General features: G+C 58.8%; 15 protein-coding genes. 10 read left to right on the top strand and 5 right to left on the bottom strand.

Annotated features, from left to right (window positions below; genetic code table 11):
• The first annotated feature begins 117 nt into the window (after nucleotides 1–117).
• The 3 genes from secA (at nucleotide 118) to BLS57_RS02285 (ending at nucleotide 5465) form a co-directional block, all read left to right on the top strand.
• Nucleotides 118–2820: a preprotein translocase subunit SecA gene (gene secA / locus BLS57_RS02295; RefSeq protein ID WP_093738752.1), complete on the top strand. Its 2703-nt coding sequence runs from the start codon at nucleotides 118–120 to the stop codon at nucleotides 2818–2820.
• A gap of 103 nt (nucleotides 2821–2923) precedes the next feature.
• Nucleotides 2924–3886 (top strand): hypothetical protein, encoded by a 963-nt coding sequence (locus BLS57_RS02290; RefSeq protein ID WP_093738750.1) that lies wholly within the window; start codon nucleotides 2924–2926, stop codon nucleotides 3884–3886.
• Nucleotides 3887–3905: 19 nt separating this feature from the next.
• Nucleotides 3906–5465: a substrate-binding domain-containing protein gene (locus BLS57_RS02285; RefSeq protein WP_093738748.1), complete on the top strand. Its 1560-nt coding sequence runs from the start codon at nucleotides 3906–3908 to the stop codon at nucleotides 5463–5465.
• Nucleotides 5466–5472: 7 nt separating this feature from the next.
• Here BLS57_RS02285 and radC read toward each other — a convergent pair whose 3' ends face one another.
• The 3 genes from radC to dnaK form a co-directional block, all read right to left on the bottom strand.
• Nucleotides 5473–6186, bottom strand: coding sequence for a RadC family protein (radC, locus tag BLS57_RS02280; protein WP_244153588.1), 714 nt, complete (start codon nucleotides 6184–6186; stop codon nucleotides 5473–5475).
• 173 nt (nucleotides 6187–6359) lie between these two features.
• On the bottom strand, nucleotides 6360–7514 hold the full coding sequence (gene dnaJ / locus BLS57_RS02275; protein WP_093738744.1) for a molecular chaperone DnaJ: 1155 nt from the start codon (nucleotides 7512–7514) through the stop codon (nucleotides 6360–6362).
• 80 nt (nucleotides 7515–7594) lie between these two features.
• Nucleotides 7595–9517, bottom strand: a complete 1923-nt coding sequence (gene dnaK, locus BLS57_RS02270; protein WP_093738742.1) for a molecular chaperone DnaK — start codon at nucleotides 9515–9517, stop codon at nucleotides 7595–7597.
• Nucleotides 9518–9725: 208 nt separating this feature from the next.
• Between dnaK and BLS57_RS02265 the strand changes: the two genes are divergently transcribed.
• A complete protein-coding gene (locus BLS57_RS02265) occupies nucleotides 9726–10328 on the top strand; it encodes an alpha-ketoglutarate-dependent dioxygenase AlkB family protein (protein ID WP_093738740.1) in 603 nt (200 codons plus the stop codon).
• A 52-nt stretch (nucleotides 10329–10380) separates the two neighbouring features.
• Here BLS57_RS02265 and BLS57_RS02260 read toward each other — a convergent pair whose 3' ends face one another.
• Together BLS57_RS02260 and BLS57_RS02255 are read right to left on the bottom strand one after the other, a co-directional pair.
• Nucleotides 10381–10989, bottom strand: a complete 609-nt coding sequence (locus tag BLS57_RS02260) for a COG3650 family protein (RefSeq protein ID WP_093738738.1) — start codon at nucleotides 10987–10989, stop codon at nucleotides 10381–10383.
• On the bottom strand, nucleotides 10986–11810 hold the full coding sequence (locus BLS57_RS02255; protein ID WP_093738736.1) for an ABC transporter permease: 825 nt from the start codon (nucleotides 11808–11810) through the stop codon (nucleotides 10986–10988). Before BLS57_RS02255 ends, BLS57_RS02260 begins: the two co-directional genes overlap by 4 nt.
• Nucleotides 11811–11926: 116 nt before the next feature.
• Here BLS57_RS02255 and cysQ point away from each other — a divergent pair, with 116 nt between their 5' ends.
• The 6 genes from cysQ to BLS57_RS02225 all read left to right on the top strand — a co-directional run bounded on the left by cysQ (nucleotide 11927) and on the right by BLS57_RS02225 (nucleotide 17917).
• Nucleotides 11927–12724 (top strand): 3'(2'),5'-bisphosphate nucleotidase CysQ, encoded by a 798-nt coding sequence (gene cysQ / locus BLS57_RS02250; RefSeq protein ID WP_093738734.1) that lies wholly within the window; start codon nucleotides 11927–11929, stop codon nucleotides 12722–12724.
• Nucleotides 12724–13524, top strand: coding sequence for a 3-deoxy-manno-octulosonate cytidylyltransferase (locus BLS57_RS02245; RefSeq protein ID WP_093738732.1), 801 nt, complete (start codon nucleotides 12724–12726; stop codon nucleotides 13522–13524). Before cysQ ends, BLS57_RS02245 begins: the two co-directional genes overlap by 1 nt.
• Complete coding sequence (locus tag BLS57_RS02240) at nucleotides 13521–14759, top strand: glycosyltransferase family 2 protein (RefSeq protein WP_093738730.1); 1239 nt, start codon at nucleotides 13521–13523, stop codon at nucleotides 14757–14759. Before BLS57_RS02245 ends, BLS57_RS02240 begins: the two co-directional genes overlap by 4 nt.
• A gap of 73 nt (nucleotides 14760–14832) precedes the next feature.
• On the top strand, nucleotides 14833–15726 hold the full coding sequence (gene galU / locus BLS57_RS02235) for a UTP--glucose-1-phosphate uridylyltransferase GalU (protein ID WP_093738728.1): 894 nt from the start codon (nucleotides 14833–14835) through the stop codon (nucleotides 15724–15726).
• A gap of 18 nt (nucleotides 15727–15744) precedes the next feature.
• Nucleotides 15745–16728 carry a UDP-glucose 4-epimerase GalE gene (gene galE / locus BLS57_RS02230; protein WP_093738726.1) on the top strand — a complete coding sequence of 328 codons (984 nt, stop codon included), beginning with the start codon at nucleotides 15745–15747 and terminating at the stop codon, nucleotides 16726–16728.
• A complete protein-coding gene (locus tag BLS57_RS02225; RefSeq protein WP_093738724.1) occupies nucleotides 16721–17917 on the top strand; it encodes a glycosyltransferase family 4 protein in 1197 nt (398 codons plus the stop codon). Before galE ends, BLS57_RS02225 begins: the two co-directional genes overlap by 8 nt.
• The last annotated feature ends 7 nt before the right edge of the window (nucleotides 17918–17924 follow it).

Below are 17924 nucleotides of genomic sequence, written 5' to 3'. Positions count from 1 at the left end.
CGCCCCTTACATCGCCTTATGGCGCTGAGAGGCGCGGGCTCACTCACTATCTATGGGCTGCCATGGCGCTCGGCAACCAGATCGGCGCAAGACATCATAACTTCGGCGGGAGATTACATGCTGGGTATCGGAACAATCGCCAAAAAGGTCTTTGGCACGCCAAACGACCGGAAAATCAAGGCGACCCGTCCGCTTGTGGCGCAGATCAACGCGCTGGAGCCTGAGTTCGAAAAGCTGAGCGATGACGAGATCAAGGCACGGACCGAGGCGCTGGCCAAACGCGCCGAAGGTGGTGAAAGCCTCGACGATCTACTGCCCGAAGCTTTTGCCAACTGCCGTGAAGCTGCGCGCCGCACCTTGGGCCTGCGTGCCTTTGACACACAGCTTCTGGGCGGGATCTTCCTGCACCAAGGCAATATCGCCGAACAGAAGACCGGTGAAGGCAAGACCCTGACCGCGACCTTTGCGGCCTACCTGAACGGTCTGACGCATAAGGGCGTGCATATTGTTACGGTGAACGAATACCTTGCCAAGCGCGACGCCGAATGGATGGGCAAGGTTTTTGCATCGCTCGGCCTGACCACCGGTGTTGCCTATTCCGGCATGCCCGAAGATCAGAAACGCGCAGCCTATGCCTGCGACATCACCTATGCGACCAACAACGAGCTGGGCTTCGACTACCTGCGCGACAATATGAAGTCGAGCTTGGCGGAAATGCTGCAGCGCGACCATAACTTCGCCATCGTGGACGAGGTCGACAGCATTCTGATCGACGAGGCGCGGACGCCTCTGATCATCTCCGGTCCCTCGCAGGACCGTTCCGAGATGTACCAGATCATCGACACGTTGATCCCCTCGCTCACCGATGAACATTACGAGCTAGATGAAAAAACGCGAAACGTGACCTTCACCGATGAAGGCAACGAGTTCCTCGAAGAACAACTGCGCGCCCGTGAACTGATCGAAGAGGGCATGACCCTTTATGATCCCGAAAGCACGACCATCGTGCACCACGTCAACCAAGGCCTGCGCGCGCATAAGCTGTTCCAGCGTGACAAGGACTACATCGTCCGTGACGGATCTGTGACGCTGATCGACGAATTCACCGGGCGTATGATGCCGGGCCGCCGTTTGTCGGACGGTCTGCATCAGGCCATCGAGGCCAAAGAAGGTGTCGAGATTCAGCCCGAGAACGTGACCCTCGCCAGCGTCACCTTCCAGAACTACTTCCGCCTTTACGACAAGCTCGCCGGGATGACCGGCACCGCGCTGACTGAGGCCGAAGAATTCGCGACAATCTATGGTCTTGGTGTGGTCGAAGTGCCGACCAACGTGCCAATCGCCCGTGTCGACGAAGACGACGCTGTCTACCGCACCGCGCGTGAAAAATACGACGCGATGATCGAAAAGGTGAAGGAAGCCCACGCCAAGGGTCAGCCCTGCCTTGTGGGCACCACCTCGATTGAGAAATCCGAGCAGCTCAGCTCCATGCTGACCCGCGCCGGGATCGAGCATAACGTGCTCAACGCGCGCCAGCACGAGCAGGAAGCGCAGATCATTGCGGATGCCGGTAAGTTCGGCGCGGTGACCATCGCCACCAATATGGCGGGCCGCGGCACCGACATTCAGCTTGGCGGTAACGTCGAAATGAAGGTGCTCGAAGCGCTGGACGCAGACCCGGAAGCTGATCCCGCCAATATCCGCGCCCAGATCGAAGCCCAGCACGCTGAGGAAAAACAAAAGGTGCTGGAGGCCGGCGGTCTCTATGTTCTCGCCTCCGAGCGTCACGAAAGCCGTCGGATCGACAATCAGCTGCGCGGTCGTTCGGGCCGTCAGGGTGACCCGGGCCGTACTTCCTTCTTCCTGTCGCTTGAAGATGACCTGATGCGGATCTTCGGCTCTGAACGGCTGGAGAAAGTGCTGACGACGCTGGGCCTTAAGGAGGGCGAAGCGATTGTGCACCCTTGGGTAAACAAGTCGCTGGAGCGCGCACAGGCCAAGGTCGAAGGCCGCAACTTTGACATCCGTAAGCAGTTGCTGAAGTTCGACGATGTGATGAACGAGCAGCGTAAGGTCATCTTTGGCCAGCGCCGCGACATCATGGAGGCGCAAGACCTCAATGAGATCGTCACCGACATGCGCGAGCAGGTGATCGACGATCTGATCGACACCTATATGCCGCCCAAGACCTACGCCGATCAGTGGGACACCCAAGGCTTCTATGCTGCTGTGATCGAACAGCTGAACGTGGACGTGCCGATCATCGCGTGGTGCGAAGAAGACGGCGTGGATGACGAGGTCATCCGCGAACGCCTGATGAAGGCCACCGATGAGCTCATGTCGAAAAAGGCCGAGGCCTTTGGCGAAGAGAACATGCGCAACATCGAAAAGCAGCTCTTGCTGCAGGCGATCGACACCAAATGGCGCGACCACCTGCTGACGTTGGAGCACCTGCGTTCTGTTGTCGGCTTCCGCAGCTATGCGCAGCGCGATCCGTTGAACGAGTATAAGAACGAAGCCTTCCAGCTTTTTGAGACGATGCTCGACAGCCTGCGACAGGAAGTGACCCAGAAGCTGGGTCAGATCCAGCCGATGAGCGAAGAGCAGCGGCGCGAGATGATGCAGGAAATGGCCGCACGTCAGGCCGCAATGCAGGCCGCCGCGACCGAGGCCGCTGATGAGGCTTCCGAACAGGCAGAAGCGGCCGTGACCGGGTTTGACGAGAACGATCCGGCGACGTGGGGCAATCCGGGGCGCAACGATCCTTGCCCCTGTGGCTCTGGCAAAAAGTTCAAACATTGCCACGGGCAGATCACCTGAGGGCCGCCACTATTTCGCCCATAACTTGGCTTTTCAGGGCCATACCCCGGCCCTGATCCCGCGCCATACAGGTCTCCAACGATTCCGTTGGAGGAGACCTGTCATGAAGCGCACCAAAGAAATCCTGACCGCCGTCGGAACGCTGGCCTGTGCTGTCGGCATCGGCTTTGTAATGCAGCACTCCGAAGTTGCGGAACAACGCTATGGTGCGAGTGGCCTGCCGGTTGCAGACAATGGTGCCTTGCTTGAGGTCGAGGGGATCACTCTCACTTCCGCGGAATTCGACAGCGAGATCGCTCTTCCAGAAACAGATGCGCAGGTTGTTAAAGCTTCCGCACCGCAAAGCCTGCCGCCTGCACCGGAGAGCCATAGTGCCGTGGCGCCTGCCTGCGAAATCACCGCCGAGGCGCGCCCTGTTGCTGCTGCGATGGTCAAGCTGGCGCTGGACGCCAATTGTCTGCCTAACGAACGGCTGACCGTACATCACAACGGAATGATTTTCACCGAGACAACGGATGATCAGGGGCAACTCGTCGTTACAGTTCCGGCGTTGGCGCAAGAAGCCGTCTTTATCCTCGCTTTCAGCAACGGGGACGGGGCTGTTGCGCAGACCAGTGTGCCGGAACTGTCGGACTACCACCGTGTGGTTCTGCAGTGGAAGGGCGAGGCTGGTTTCGAAATTCATGCCCGCGAGTTTGGCGCCGATTACGGCGATAAGGGTCACGTCTGGTCTGGTGCGCCGCGCGATATGGCCGCCGCTGTCACCGGCGAGGGTGGCTTCATCACCCGCAATGGCAATACAGAGGCCGCAGAGCCGCTGATGGCAGAGGTCTATAGTTTCCCGGCTGCGGCCAGTACGCACGGTGGCACAGTCGCGCTGAGCGTTGAGGCGGAGGTCAGCGAGGCCAATTGCGGCTTGGAGATCGAAGCGCAGGCTTTGGAATTGCGCGACAGCGATAAGATTGAAACCCAGAACCTGACACTGGCAGTTCCGGAATGTGACGCGGTTGGCAACTTTCTGGTGTTGAATAATCTGCTCCAAGACCTGAAAGTCGCGCAGAACTGACGCAACCGGGTGGGCTCACATGAACGGGTTGAAACGTGCGGCGATCTACGCCGCACTTTTGCTTTTTACGGCAGGAACGCTCGCGGCGCAGGACGTCGCGCTGACCTCGCGCGATGGTAGTGTCGAGTTGAGCGGTACACTCCTCGGCTTTGACGGGGAGTTCTACCGCGTCGAAACCGAATATGGCGAACTCACGGTCGATAGCAGCGGCGTCTCCTGTGCAGGGCCGGGGTGTCCCAGCCTCGCTGACTTCGTAGCCGAAGCGCGGCTGTCAGGCTCAGCGACGGTGGGGGCGGTACTGATGCCCGCCTTAGTCGAAGCGTTTGCCGCGCGCCAAGGCTACAAGCTGGACCGGGAAGAAGGCGAGGAAGGGCGGTTCACGCTGCTCCTGTCCCGCGAAGATAACGGGAAGCTTGCCGCCCGGTTCGACTTTCGCGCAAGCAATACTGACGAAGGCTTTGCCGATCTATTGGCCGATGAAGCCGACATCGTGATGGCCCTGCGCGAGGTACGACGCGAGGAACGCATCAACGCCCGCGAAGCCGGTCTGGGCGATCTAACAGGCGTGAACCGCAGCCGGGTCCTGGCCCTCGACGCCGTAGTCCCTGTTGTGGCGCCAGCGAACCCGGTAAAGCAAATTTCACCGCAGACGTTGGCACGGGTCTTTGCGGGCGAGATCAATAATTGGCAGAGGTTGGGCGGGCCGGATGCGCCGATCTCGCTTCACCTTCCGAACGAACGCAGTGGCTTGAGCCAAGCAATTTTTGACCAAGTTCTCGCGCCTGCCGGGCTGGAGCTTGCGCCAGACGTTACGCGCCATGCCTTGCCGGATGACCTAACCGACGCAGTCGAGCGGGATGCTTTCGCGATTGGTATCACCAGCTATGCCGAACACAGGGGGACGGAGGTGCTTACTTTAGGTGGCAATTGCGGTTTCGCGCTGGACGCAGCGCGGCGGACTATCAAGACCGAAGACTACCCACTCACAGCGCCCATGTTCCTCTACTTCCCAGCTCGTCGGTTGCCCTTGATCATGCGCGAGTTCCTCGCCTTTACCCGCAGTCCGGCGGCGCAAATTGTTATTCGTCGTGCCGGGTTTGTCGATCAGGCGCCGGAGGAGATTCCGATCGAGGAACAGGGCAACCGCTTTGCCAACGCGATCATCGTGGCAGGCGGTGAGACACCTTTGGAAGAACTGCAGCGTATGACGTCGACGCTTGTCCCGATGGCGCGTTTGACCACGTCTTTCCGCTTTGAGGCAGGCTCCATCCGTCTTGATGCGCAGTCGCGATCGAATGTGCAGCAATTGGCGCGTGCGATGGAACAGGGACAGTATGACGCGCGGCGTCTCATGTTCGTGGGCTTCAGTGATGGTGAGGGTGCGGCACGGGCAAACCGTGACATCGCACTGCGGCGGGCGGAAGCGGTGCGCCGTGCGGTGTCTGCCGCTGCGGTCACAGCCAACCTGTCGCGGATCGACCTGCGTGTGGATGCTTTTGGCGAGGCGATGCCTATGGCCTGTGATGACAGCGAATGGGGCCGTCAGGCCAACCGCCGCGTTGAGGTTTGGGTGCGCTGAAGTACGGCTAGATATAGCCTTCGCTGCGGAAGCTCAGTTCGCGGGATTTGCCAATGATCAGATGGTCATAGAGCGAGAGGCTCAGAGCGTCACAGGCCGCCGCGACCTGTTGGGTCATGTCGATATCTGCGCGTGATGGGCTCGGGTCACCCGAAGGGTGATTATGCACGAGGATGAGCGCGCTGGCGTTTAATTCCAATGCGCGTTTGGCGACTTCGCGAGGATAGACCGGAACGTGGTCAACGGTGCCTTTGGCCTGTTCCTCATCCGCGATCAGGATGTTCTTACGGTCGAGATAGAGCACGCGAAATTGCTCCGTCTCCAAATGCGCCATTGTGGTATGGCAGTAGTCGAGCAGCGCATCCCAGCTTGAGACAACATGTTTTTGCAGCACCTTTGCGCGCGCCAGCCGCTGGGCCGCGGCCTCGACAATCTTCAGCTCAGCAACCACAGCTTCACCGACACCTTTTACGTCACGCAGGCGCGAAGCGGGTGCCGTAATGACCCTGTTAAAATCGCCAAACCGATCCATCAGAGCGCGCGCGAGTGGTTTGACATCGCGCCGCGGAATGGCGCGAAAGAGGACGAGTTCAAGAAGTTCATAATCCGGCATGGCGGCGGCACCGCCCTGCATAAAGCGGCTGCGGAGCCTTTGGCGGTGGTCGACGAGGTAAGACGGCTGCTTTGACCCATTAGACGGCAGTTTCTCCCCATTCTTCATCAGAAAGGGCAGTGGCTGGTCAGCGAGTGTTGTGGGCGCACGGGTCATGCCCGCAGGGTGGGATAACTTGGTTAGGATTTGGTTAACAGAGCTTTAAATTCTACTTTACCAAGAAAAAGTGAACCGAACTCAGGGGGTTGGGTGGACCGCCATAGCGCTCCACCCGTCCATTTTTAGCCCTTCATCGAATCCCAGAAGGATTTGACCGAGGAAAAGAAGTTGCTGCTCTCGGGGTTGTTGTTCTGGGCTTCGCCCTCAAACTCCCGCAGCAATTCTTTCTGACGGTTGGTCAGGTTGACCGGTGTCTCCACCGCCAATTCGATAATCATATCGCCAACGCCACCGCCGCGCAGAGGGGGCATGCCTTTGCCCCGCAGGCGCATCTGACGGCCAGACTGGCTACCCGCCGGGATCTGCACGCGGCCACGGCCACCATCGATCGTCGGCACTTCGATATTGCCGCCCAGAGCCGCCGTGCTCATGGAAACTGGCACACGGCAGAAGAGGTTCGGCCCGTCGCGCTCGAAAAGCTCGTGGTCCGTCACTTCGATGAAGATATAGAGATCGCCCGACGGCCCACCGCGCATCCCCGCTTCGCCTTCACCGGCAAGCCGGATCCGTGTGCCGGTTTCGACACCGGCGGGAATGTTGACCGAGAGCGTGCGTTCCTTCTCAACACGGCCCGCACCGCGACATGTCTTACATGGGTTTTTTACGATCTGGCCCATGCCGGAACAGGTCGGGCAGGTGCGCTCTACGGTAAAGAAGCCCTGCTGTGCGCGAACCTTGCCCATGCCCGAACAGGTGGGGCAGGTGGTTGGCTCAGCGCCGCCTTCGGCCCCGGAGCCGTCACAGGAGCCACACTGTACCGACGCTGGCACGGTGATCGACTTCTGCATGCCCGAGAAGGCGTCTTCGAGGGAGATGCGCAGGTTGTAGCGCAAGTCCGCGCCGCGGGCGGCACGGCGTCCGCCGCCGCCCCCGCCCCCGCGCTGGCCCATAAAGTCGCCAAAGAGGTCGTCGAAGACATCTGAGAAGGCCGAGGAGAAATCGCCTTGGCCACCGCCCATGCCGCCGCCGGGACGACCGCCGCCCATGCCACCTTCGAAGGCGGCGTGGCCGTAGCGATCATAGGCAGCTTTCTTGTCGCCGTCTTTCAGCACGTCATAAGCTTCGCCCACTTCTTTGAACTGGGCTTCGGCCTTTGGGTTGTCTTTGTTGCGGTCGGGGTGAAGGTCCTTCACCTTGCGGCGATAGGCTTTCTTGATCTCGTCGGCAGAGGCCCCTTTGGCAACGCCAAGCACCTCGTAGTAGTCACGTTTTGCCATGGGTTATCATGCTCCTGCGCTGGAACGTGATGGGCCGGCCCGTCTAACGGACCGGCCCTTTCACAGGTTCCGTTTCACGCTCACGCGCGCTTGTCGTCGTCCAGATCTTCGAACTCGGCGTCCAGGATGTCGTCATCGCCACCCTGAGCTTGCTGAGCATCCGAAGGCTGTGCCGTGTCGTCGTTGCCACCTTCGTCCTGAGCAGCCTTGTAGATGGCTTCGCCCAGTTTCATGGCGGCTTCGGTCACGTTCTGGATGCCGGACTTGATCTTGTCGGCGTTGTCGGTTTCCAGTTCGTCTTTCAACGCGGCAATGGCCAGTTCGATCGCTTCGACGGTGGTCGGGTCAACCTTGTCGGAGTGCTCTTCCATCGACTTTTCGGTCGAGTGGATCAGCGATTCCGCCTGGTTCTTGGCGTCGACGAGTTCGCGGCGAGCCTTGTCGGCTTCTGCGTTCTCTTCGGCGTCCTTGACCATCTTTTCGATGTCGTCGTCCGACAGACCACCCGATGCTTGGATCGTGATCTTCTGCTCTTTGCCGGTGCCTTTGTCGAGCGCGCCGACAGACACGATGCCGTTGGCGTCGATGTCGAAGGTCACTTCGATCTGCGGCATGCCGCGCGGTGCAGGCGGGATGTTCTCAAGGTTGAAGGCGCCAAGCATCTTGTTGTCAGATGCCATTTCGCGCTCACCTTGGAAGACCCGAATGGTCACGGCGTTCTGGTTGTCCTCGGCGGTCGAGAAGACCTGAGACTTCTTCGTCGGGATCGTCGTGTTGCGGTCGATCAGGCGGGTGAAGACACCACCGAGGGTCTCGATGCCCAAGGAAAGCGGGGTCACGTCGAGCAGGACCACGTCCTTCACGTCGCCTTGCAGGACACCGGCCTGAATGGCGGCACCAAGGGCCACAACTTCGTCCGGGTTCACACCCTTGTGCGGCTCTTTACCGAAGAACTTGGTCACTTCTTCCGCGACTTTCGGCATCCGGGTCATACCACCGACCAGAACAACTTCGTCGATGTCAGAGGCGGACAGACCCGCATCCTTCAGCGCTGCGGCGCAGGGCTTCATCGACGCTTTGATCAGATCGCCCACGAGGCTTTCCAGCTTGGCGCGGGTCAGCTTCATGACCATGTGCAGCGGCGAGCCGTCTTTGCCCATCGAGATGAAGGGCTGGTTGATCTCGGTCTGGCTGGAGGAAGAAAGCTCGATCTTCGCTTTCTCGGCCGCTTCTTTCAGACGCTGCAGGGCCATCTTGTCCTGCGTCAGGTCAACGCCGTTGGCCTTTTTGAACTCATCGGCAAGGTAGTTGACGATGCGCATGTCAAAGTCTTCACCACCGAGGAAAGTGTCGCCGTTGGTGGATTTCACTTCGAACAGACCGTCGTCGATCTCAAGAATGGTCACGTCGAAGGTACCGCCGCCAAGGTCATAGACCGCGATGGTTTGCGTGTTCTCTTTGTCGAGGCCGTAAGCCAGCGCGGCAGCTGTCGGCTCGTTGATGATCCGCAGCACTTCGAGGCCAGCGATCTTACCGGCGTCTTTGGTCGCCTGACGCTGGGCGTCGTTAAAGTATGCAGGCACGGTGATAACCGCTTGCGATACTTCCTCACCCAGATAGCTTTCTGCGGTCTCTTTCATCTTACCCAAGATGAAGGCCGAAATTTGGCTCGGGGAGTATTTCTCACCTTTGGCTTCGACCCATGCGTCGCCGTTGCCGCCGTCGATGACGTTGAACGGCATGTTCTTTTTGTCTTTGGCCAGATCCGCGTCGTCATTGCGGCGGCCGATCAGGCGCTTAACGCCAAAGACTGTGTTTTCCGGGTTGGTGACGGCCTGGCGTTTCGCCGGCTGGCCGACCAGACGTTCATCGTCAGTGAATGCGACGATCGACGGGGTTGTACGTGCGCCTTCTGCGTTTTCGATCACGCGAGGCTGGCTGCCGTCCATGATGGCGATGCAGCTGTTAGTGGTTCCAAGGTCAATACCGATTACTTTGGACATGTTTCGATCCCTCTTTAAATCCAAGGCGATGACACGAGACGCGGACCCGTTTCGGCATCCTGCCCCGATCTGTTGACATCAAAGGCCACGTGCCTTCGACGGTTCGGAGCGTATATAGGGAGGGTATTTGCACCCTGCAACCACTGGCGAGGCAGGTTGATCGCGATTCCGTGATGTTTTTGCCAAACCGTCTGAGAACGAGGATAAAATGACTGCACTGCGCCTTCGGGGCTTTGATATTCACAAGGATTTTCTGAACCGCGCGGCGCAGGTTGAGGTGCTGGAAGGGGTGCGGGGCGTGGTGCGTGCCGCACCTTTCTATCGGCCCGAGACACCGCGTGGGGGGCAAATGTCGGTGCGGATGACCTCCGCCGGGCAATACGGCTGGTATTCAGACCGACGCGGCTATCGCTATGTGACAGAGCATCCTGACGGCCAGCCTTGGCCTGCGATCCCGGCGCCGATCTTGGCGATCTGGGATCAGGTGACGGGGTTAGACCGTAAACCTGAGTGCTGCTTGATCAATTACTACGGGACGGATGCGAAGATGGGGCTGCATCAGGACCGGGATGAAGCGGACTTCCAGTGGCCGGTTGTATCTGTCTCGCTGGGGGACGACGGGCTGTTCCGCATCGGCAACCTGACCCGGGGCGGCAAGACGGAATCGGTCTGGCTGCAATCAGGTGATGTGGTTGTGATGGGCGGGGAGGCCCGGCTGACCTATCACGGCGTGGACCGGGTGAAGGCAGGTTCGTCTACTTTGCTACCCAAAGGCGGGCGGATTAACCTGACGCTGCGGGTGGTGGAATAATCGTTTTCTTTTAAAGAAAACGTTCCGGACTTTTTCAAAAAGTCCGGCGCTGCTAGCGACTCAGGGAGCAACAGCCCGAGACATGCTGCCAATTACTTCCGTCTTGCAGGAGCAATTGAATTTCTAATCCATACTCGCGGCCCGACATACCGTCATTACAAGCCTGCGCAGAAAGCGCGCCGACGGCTAGGCCCTCGGCCCCTTCGGAAATCAGGTGAAAGCTGTCTCGGCGCCCCTGCGCCGCTCCGGTTTCCCGAATCTCATAGCTGTAGGGCTCCGCATCCATCGCGTGGTAGGTGGCTGTGGAACCGTCTACTTCAAACGACCAGAAAGGCTCCGTCCCGGCGCAATGCGCCAGCTCTGGCATGCTGCCCAGCCACTGTCCCGGCCGCCGCTTCATATAGCGCAGTGACACCCAGCCGGTGCCTTCGCCGCTGTTTACGAGCGCCCAACTGTGTCGGTCGTTCGGGCGGATCAGTTCGACCGCTTCGGCATCATATGCAAGACTGCCTATAATCGGTGCGTCGGCGTTTGGCTCTGCGCGAATATTGAGCACATCATCCGGTGCCACGCCCGCCACGTCATAGAGCGCGGGCCATGCGTCCTGCGTTGCGCCAGCGGGGAGCGCCAACAGGCACAGCAACGCCGCCAACAGTCTCATCGCCGGGCGTTCCAACTGAGCGAGGCGTGGCGCCGTGTATAGAATTCGCCCATCAACCCGATCATCAAAAACACCAGCCCAACCCAAAGCGGATACTCCCAATCGCTATAGCGCGGGTTGTAGTTGATAAAAGCAAAGCCGCGGGCTTGGTCGATGCTATGAAACAGCGGGTTCCAGTCAAACATTGCGAGCATGTAGCCGGGCAGGGAGTTCGCCAAGAACATCTTGCCGGAAGCGATCATATTGGCGCGCTGATAGACCGTCGAAAAGATTGAAACAAAAGAAGGAAACCACGGTTTGATCGCGAGCATCACGAGCCCAAGCGCGCAGCCTGTGAACCATGAGATCAGCAGCATGCCAAAGGCGGCAGCGGGCTGGTCTATCGAGATCGGTGTAATTGCTACGTGATAGATAAACAGGATCGCAAAGAGCGACAGAACCTGAATGTAGAGCGCGCCCATAGCGGCAGAAGCGATGGCGATGATCGTATTCATCGGTGCATGTTGCATCATCGGGCTGGCTGGCCCTTCTGATCCTGCCACCGCGCCCAGCGCCTTCACATGGGTAAGATAGAGAAAGATCCCTGACATCAGATAGACAAGGAAATCCCCACGCACTGCTGCGCCGCGCATGCCAAGGATCGAGAACATTATGTAAAAGGCAAGTACGAACATCACCGTTTGCATCATGTTCATGGCAATGGCAGCAAAGGCGTTGTTGTGCTGTTTGCGCACGTTGCGGACGACGGAATGATAAACCAATTCGGCTATATTTAGGGCGGACCCAAGACCGGATTTCGGTTTCCTGCTGGATTGGAACATGCGCGCGTCCTCGACGATGCCTTAGCGTGACACGGAATTCTTGCTGTTCCGTTAGCTGCACAGCATAAGGGAAACCATTAATTGAAGCAATGTTGCCCGCGAGGGCCGGAGGCAGAATGGATTACGACAAGCTGGTCACGGAGATGCGGCGTTTGGCGCTGGAAGCAGGCGACCGGATCATGGAGATCTATGGGCAGGATGATTTCGAGGTAAAGTCGAAGTCCGATGACAGCCCTGTCACGGCTGCCGACGAAGCTGCAGATGCGATTATCTCTGACGGTCTGCGCCAAACCTTTCCTGATGTCATGCTCGTCACCGAAGAACAGGCTGCCACCCATACCGCGAAGGGGGATACCTTTCTCATCGTTGATCCGCTCGACGGAACCAAGGAGTTCGTGCATCGGCGCGGCGATTTTACCGTCAATATCGCTTTGGTTGAGAAAGGTGTGCCAACCCGCGGCGTGGTCTATGCCCCCGCCAAATCGCGTATGTTCTTCACCCAAGCAGATGGCCAGTCGGTCGAAGAAACCGGGGACTTTGCCAAGGGTCAGGTGGGAGCCACCAAAGCGATCTCCGTCTCTGACCCGGACAATGCGGCTCTGATGGTCGTCGCCTCCAAGTCGCACCGCGATCAGGCCACAGATGACTATATTGGCAAGTATTCCGTACGCGACATGACGTCGGCAGGTTCATCGCTGAAGTTTTGTCTTGTGGCGACAGGAGAGGCCGATCTCTATCCGCGTCTGGGGCGCACGATGGAGTGGGATACGGCTGCCGGACATGCGGTGTTGAATGGCGCCGGCGGCGCAGTGGTGCGCTTTGACGATCTGACGCCGCTGACCTACGGCAAAGAAGACTTTGCGAACCCCTTCTTCATCGCCCACGCACCGGGCGTCGAACTAAAGGAAGGCTGATGTCTGTCCTCATTGTCATCCCAGCCCGCTATGCCTCGACCCGCTATCCCGGTAAGCCCCTCGTGGCGCTGACAGGGGCGAGTGGCAAGAAGCAGACCCTGATTGAAAGGAGTTGGCGCGCGGCCTGCGCGGTTTCGGGCGTTGATCGGGTCGTGGTTGCCACCGACGACACGCGCATTCGCGACGCTGCCGAGGCTTTTGGCGCCGAAGTCGTGATGACCTCGGAAAACTGCGCGAATGGTACGGAACGCTGCGCCGAGGCCCATGCCGCGCTGGGCGGGGACTATGACATCGTAGTGAACCTTCAAGGGGACGCGCCCTTAACACCGCATTGGTTTGTTGAAGGCCTTGTGCAGGGTCTGATTGATATGCCGAAAGCCGAGATTGCCACTCCCGTGCTGCGTTGCGACGGCGCGACCCTGAACAGCCTTCTCGCGGACCGAAAGGCAGGGCGGGTCGGTGGCACGACGGCTGTCTTCGGCGCGGACAGCCAAGCACTCTACTTCTCTAAAGAGGTCATTCCTTATACCGGAAAGCCCTATTCGGAGACTGATGAGACCCCTGTGTTTCACCACGTCGGCGTTTACGCCTATCGCCCCGATGCCCTCTCACAATATCCCAATTGGGCCGTGGGCCCCTTGGAGCAGTTGGAAGGGCTGGAACAACTGCGCTTCCTAGAGAACGGTCGGTCCGTGCTCTGCGTCGAGGTTGAAGCGAAAGGTCGAGAGTTCTGGGAGTTGAACAACCCGGAAGACGTGCCAAAACTCGAAGCCATGATGGCGAAGATGGGATTGGAATGACCGCAATCCCCGTGAGCATCGTTATTGTCAGCCGGAACCGGCCTGAAGCATTGCGACGCTGTCTGACGGGGATAGAGCAGCTCCAATATGACACTTTCGAAGTGGTGGTCGTAGCGGACCCTGCAGGGATTGCCGTGGCTAAGGCTATGCCCTTCGCTCAGGCTTTAAAGCTAACTGCGTTCGATGAGCCGAACATCTCTGCGGCGCGCAATTTGGGCATAGAGCAGGCGGCGGGCGACGTCGTCGCCTTCATTGATGACGACGCAGTCCCGGAGCCACAGTGGCTAAAGCATCTGCTGGCGCCTGCCGCGGAGCCGGGCGTGGCCGCAATGACGGGTTTTGTGCGCGGGCGGAATGGCATCTCGTTCCAGTATCGTGCCCGGCAGTTAAACGCGTATGGGGAACCGGAAGATCTCATTGTCGACCCCGAACATCCGAGCGTGGTAGCCCCGCCGCCTGGTGGAGCGATCAAGACTGAAGGCACCAACATGGCCTTTCGCCGCGATGTCCTAGTGGCTCTGGGGGGCTTTGATCCTGCTTTTCATTATTTCCTAGATGAGACCGACCTCAATATGCGTTTGGCGAAGGCCGGTCATGCTACAGCCTTTGCTCCCCGAGCCGAGGTGCACCATGGCTTTGCCGCCAACGCACTGCGCCATGCCAACCGTGTCCCGCGGGACCTCTTTGATATCGGCGCCAGTTGGGCGGTCTTCCAACGCAAACACTTGCCCGAGGCAGAGCGTGATCGCCAATGGAGACGATTGCGGGAGGCGGAGCGGAACAGATTGCTGTCCCATTTAGTCACCGGAGGGTTGGAACCGCGTGACATTCCGCGTCTTCTGGGGCGACTAGATGACGGCTACAACGAAGGGCACATGCGCGACCATGGATTAGGCGCGCTTAAAAAAGATGCGATAGAGGCCTTTCGGCCATTTCCTGCGCAAAAAAGAACAAGCGTGGCGCTGGGCAGTCGACCATGGCACCTGCGTCGAGACCGTGCAAAGGCGGCAGAACGGGTGCGAAACGGCGAAATCGTTACCTTGATAAGTCTTTCTCCGACAGCGCTGTATCATCGCGTTGTCTTCGACGCGCAGGACGCTATCTGGCTTCAGCAAGGTGGCATATATGGGAAGTCCGCACGCGATGAGCCGCTTATTCGCCTACATCGACGCCAGTCGCGCCTGCAAATGGAGAGCAGACGTGTTGCTAGTCAGCGCGGTTTGAGCGAAAGTTAGGGTCAATCACGTGAGGCTGCGGGCAGATTAGCCGGGGCATTCTGTATATTTGTATAAGTTAGTAGGAAACGAGATGCGTAAGAAGGTAACAAAAGCGATTTTCCCAGTCGCTGGTATGGGTACCCGGTTTTTGCCGGCGACTAAGTCGGTCCCGAAAGAGATTATGACGCTCGTGGACCGGCCTTTGATCCAATATGCGATCGACGAAGCGCGGGCCGCTGGCATCAAGGAGTTCATCTTTGTTACGTCGCGGGGCAAAGGGGCTCTCGAAGATTATTTCGATCACGCGCCACAGCTTGAGCAGGAACTGCGTAAGAAGGGTAAAACCAAACTGCTAAAGACCCTGCAAAGCACAAATATGGATAGCGGTGCGATTGCCTATATTCGCCAGCATAAGGCCCTAGGTCTTGGCCACGCAGTATGGTGCGCGCGCCGTCTCATAGGCAATGAACCTTTTGCTGTGATGTTGCCGGATGACGTGATTGCCGCCGAAAAGCCTTGTCTGCAGCAGATGGTCGAAGCCTACAACGAAACTGGCGGCAGCATGGTCGCCGCGATGGAGGTCGAGCCCTCCAAAGCCTCTTCCTATGGCATTCTCGACACCTGTGAAGAACGGGGCGATCTGGTTAAGGTCAAAGGAATGGTCGAGAAGCCAAACGCCGAAGACGCGCCCTCTAATCTTGCCGTGATCGGTCGCTATATTCTGACACCGACCGTGCTACAGAACCTGAACAAGCTGAAGTCCGGATCGGGCGGTGAGATCCAATTGACTGATGCCATCGCGCAGGAGATCGCACAGGATCGCGATGTTTATGGCTATCGGTTCCGTGGCCAACGTTTTGACTGTGGCTCTAAGTCGGGCTTTCTCCAAGCTACCGTCGCCTTTGGCCTTGCGCGTGAAGAGCTTCGCGATGATCTGAGCGCCTACCTGCAGAGCATTTCGCAGATCGATCGAGCAGCGCAGTAAGTCTGCGGAAGGAAGCACATGAGTAAGGTTCTAGTTACGGGCGGTGCGGGCTATATTGGGTCGCACGCTTGCAAAGCGCTGCGTGCTGCAGGTTTTACCCCTGTTACGTTTGATAATCTGGTCACCGGCTGGCGAGATGCCGTCAAGTTTGGCCCCTTTGAACAAGGGGACTTGATGGACCGGGCTCGGTTGGATGAGGTCTTTGCCAAACACCAACCTGTTGCCGTGATGCATTTCGCGGCGCTGAGCCAGGTTGGCGAAAGCATGAGCGAGCCGGGCCTCTATTGGCGCAATAATGTCGGCGGGTCGTTAAATCTGATCGAAGCAGCCGTGGCGGCCGGTTGCGATCAATTTGTCTTTTCCTCGACCTGTGCAACCTATGGCGATCAGGACAATGTGGTGCTTGATGAAAACAGCCCGCAGTTTCCGATTAACGCCTATGGCGCTTCTAAGCGCGCGATCGAAGACATCTTGCGCGACTTTGAAGCCGCCCATGGGCTGAAACATGTGATTTTCCGCTACTTCAACGTTGCCGGCGCAGACCCGGACGGTGAGGTGGGCGAGTACCACCAGCCCGAGACCCATCTGATCCCCTTGATGCTGGACGCCATCGAAGGCAAGCGCGCTGCGCTGACGGTGTTCGGAGATGACTACGACACGCCCGACGGCACCTGTATTCGCGACTACGTCCATGTCTGTGATCTGGTCGATGCGCATGTGTTGGGCCTGAAATGGCTGGAAGATGGCAAGGGCAGCAGGGTGTTCAACCTTGGCACTGGCAGTGGCTTTTCCGTACGGGAGGTGCTGGACCACAGCCGCGCCGTTACCAACCGGGCTGTCCCTCATGAGATTGGCGCCCGCCGCCCGGGCGACTGTACCAAACTGGTATCAGGCTCTTCCCGCGCGGTGGAGGAACTTGGCTGGCAACCGGAGCGCTCGACTTTGGACCAGATGATCGCGGACGCCTGGCAGTGGCATCAGACCGGCCATTACGATGGCTGACCCACCGGCGCGGCTGCTCGACCTGACGCGCAGTTTGCGCCGGGTCGGGCGGACCGCCACCGGGGTGGATCGGGTCGAATTGGCCTATCTCTCACATCTTTTGACGCTTGATGCCCCGCTTCTTGCTCTGGCACGCACAGCATTAGGCTATGTGTTGCTTGATCGAGCAGGCATGCAAGCCTTCTACGACAGGCTTGAAGACGTGCAGGAATGGGGGGGTGCCGACCTCTTGTCGCGGCTGCCGAGAGGGCGAAATGCGGCTCTAATGCGGGCAGAAAGCGACCTGCGACGGTTTACCCTTGCGCGGTGCCTGCCATCCGGTTTGGAGCGGATGTTGCGGCGAGAAATGCCAAGCGGGTTTGCCTACCTCAATGTCGGACATAGCAACCTAACGGAACGTGTTTTACGCGCGGTCAAAACGGCGGAGGGGCGGATTGCGGTACTGGTCCATGATGTGATCCCGCTTGAATATCCTGCATTCCAGCGGCCCGGCACGGTCGCGCTGTTTAGGGCCAAGATAGATCGCGTTAGCCGCCATGCTGATTTGGTGATCTATAATTCTAAAGATACCCAGCAGCGCAGTGAGGCCCAGATGCACCATCGGGTGCCGCCCGGGGTCGCAGCGCATCTGGGGGTCACGACGCCTATAGCAGACCGCAAAGACCTCCCGCGAGGTTTGCCCCCTGCCCAGCCATATTTCGTCATCGTGGGCACGATTGAGCCACGTAAGAACCACAGCTTCCTTCTCGACCTATGGGATCAAATGGGGCCGACAGCGCCGCCTCTTTTGATCTGCGGCAGTCGAGGTTGGAACAATGCAGCGGTGTTTGACCGGCTGGACCGGTTGCCACCCAACTCGCCTATACAAGAAATAGCGGGTCTCTCCGATCCAGCCCTCGCGGCTCTGGTCTCCGGTGCCGTAGGCATGCTCTTTCCTAGCCATGCGGAGGGGTTCGGGCTGCCCCCAGTCGAAGCTCTGACCCTCGGAACGCGTGTTTTATGCAACGATCTTCCGGTCTTGCATGAGGTCTTGGGTGACAAAGCCGTTTACGCCCCCCTGTCTGACGCCTATTCATGGAAAGCGACAATCGAAGAATGGGCCGCAAATCCGCCAGATCCGCGTGCCACGGTAACTTTTCAGGCTCCTACATGGGCCGAACACTTCAAGGCCGTGTTAAAGTTGACGTGATAGCGCT

Origin of the sequence: Sulfitobacter delicatus (assembly GCF_900102535.1) — a bacterium.
Lineage (GTDB): Bacteria > Pseudomonadota > Alphaproteobacteria > Rhodobacterales > Rhodobacteraceae > Sulfitobacter > Sulfitobacter delicatus.
Note: the sequence above shows the minus strand (reverse complement) of the source record. Positions and strands in the feature narration are given on the sequence as shown.

Bases quoted from the DNA above. Each gene is read 5' to 3' on its own strand.
- secA (WP_093738752.1), top strand. From the start codon at position 118: ATGCTGGGTATCGGAACAATCGCCAAAAAGGTCTTTGGCACGCCAAAC.
- BLS57_RS02290 (WP_093738750.1), top strand. From the start codon at position 2,924: ATGAAGCGCACCAAAGAAATCCTGACCGCCGTCGGAACGCTGGCCTGT.
- BLS57_RS02240 (WP_093738730.1), top strand. From the start codon at position 13,521: ATGACCGCAATCCCCGTGAGCATCGTTATTGTCAGCCGGAACCGGCCT.
- galE (WP_093738726.1), top strand. From the start codon at position 15,745: ATGAGTAAGGTTCTAGTTACGGGCGGTGCGGGCTATATTGGGTCGCAC.
- BLS57_RS02255 (WP_093738736.1), bottom strand. From the start codon at position 11,810: ATGTTCCAATCCAGCAGGAAACCGAAATCCGGTCTTGGGTCCGCCCTA.
- BLS57_RS02225 (WP_093738724.1), top strand. From the start codon at position 16,721: ATGGCTGACCCACCGGCGCGGCTGCTCGACCTGACGCGCAGTTTGCGC.
- radC (WP_244153588.1), bottom strand. From the start codon at position 6,186: ATGAAGAATGGGGAGAAACTGCCGTCTAATGGGTCAAAGCAGCCGTCT.
- BLS57_RS02265 (WP_093738740.1), top strand. From the start codon at position 9,726: ATGACTGCACTGCGCCTTCGGGGCTTTGATATTCACAAGGATTTTCTG.
- dnaK (WP_093738742.1), bottom strand. From the start codon at position 9,517: ATGTCCAAAGTAATCGGTATTGACCTTGGAACCACTAACAGCTGCATC.
- BLS57_RS02260 (WP_093738738.1), bottom strand. From the start codon at position 10,989: ATGAGACTGTTGGCGGCGTTGCTGTGCCTGTTGGCGCTCCCCGCTGGC.
- galU (WP_093738728.1), top strand. From the start codon at position 14,833: ATGCGTAAGAAGGTAACAAAAGCGATTTTCCCAGTCGCTGGTATGGGT.
- BLS57_RS02285 (WP_093738748.1), top strand. From the start codon at position 3,906: ATGAACGGGTTGAAACGTGCGGCGATCTACGCCGCACTTTTGCTTTTT.
- dnaJ (WP_093738744.1), bottom strand. From the start codon at position 7,514: ATGGCAAAACGTGACTACTACGAGGTGCTTGGCGTTGCCAAAGGGGCC.
- cysQ (WP_093738734.1), top strand. From the start codon at position 11,927: ATGGATTACGACAAGCTGGTCACGGAGATGCGGCGTTTGGCGCTGGAA.
- BLS57_RS02245 (WP_093738732.1), top strand. From the start codon at position 12,724: ATGTCTGTCCTCATTGTCATCCCAGCCCGCTATGCCTCGACCCGCTAT.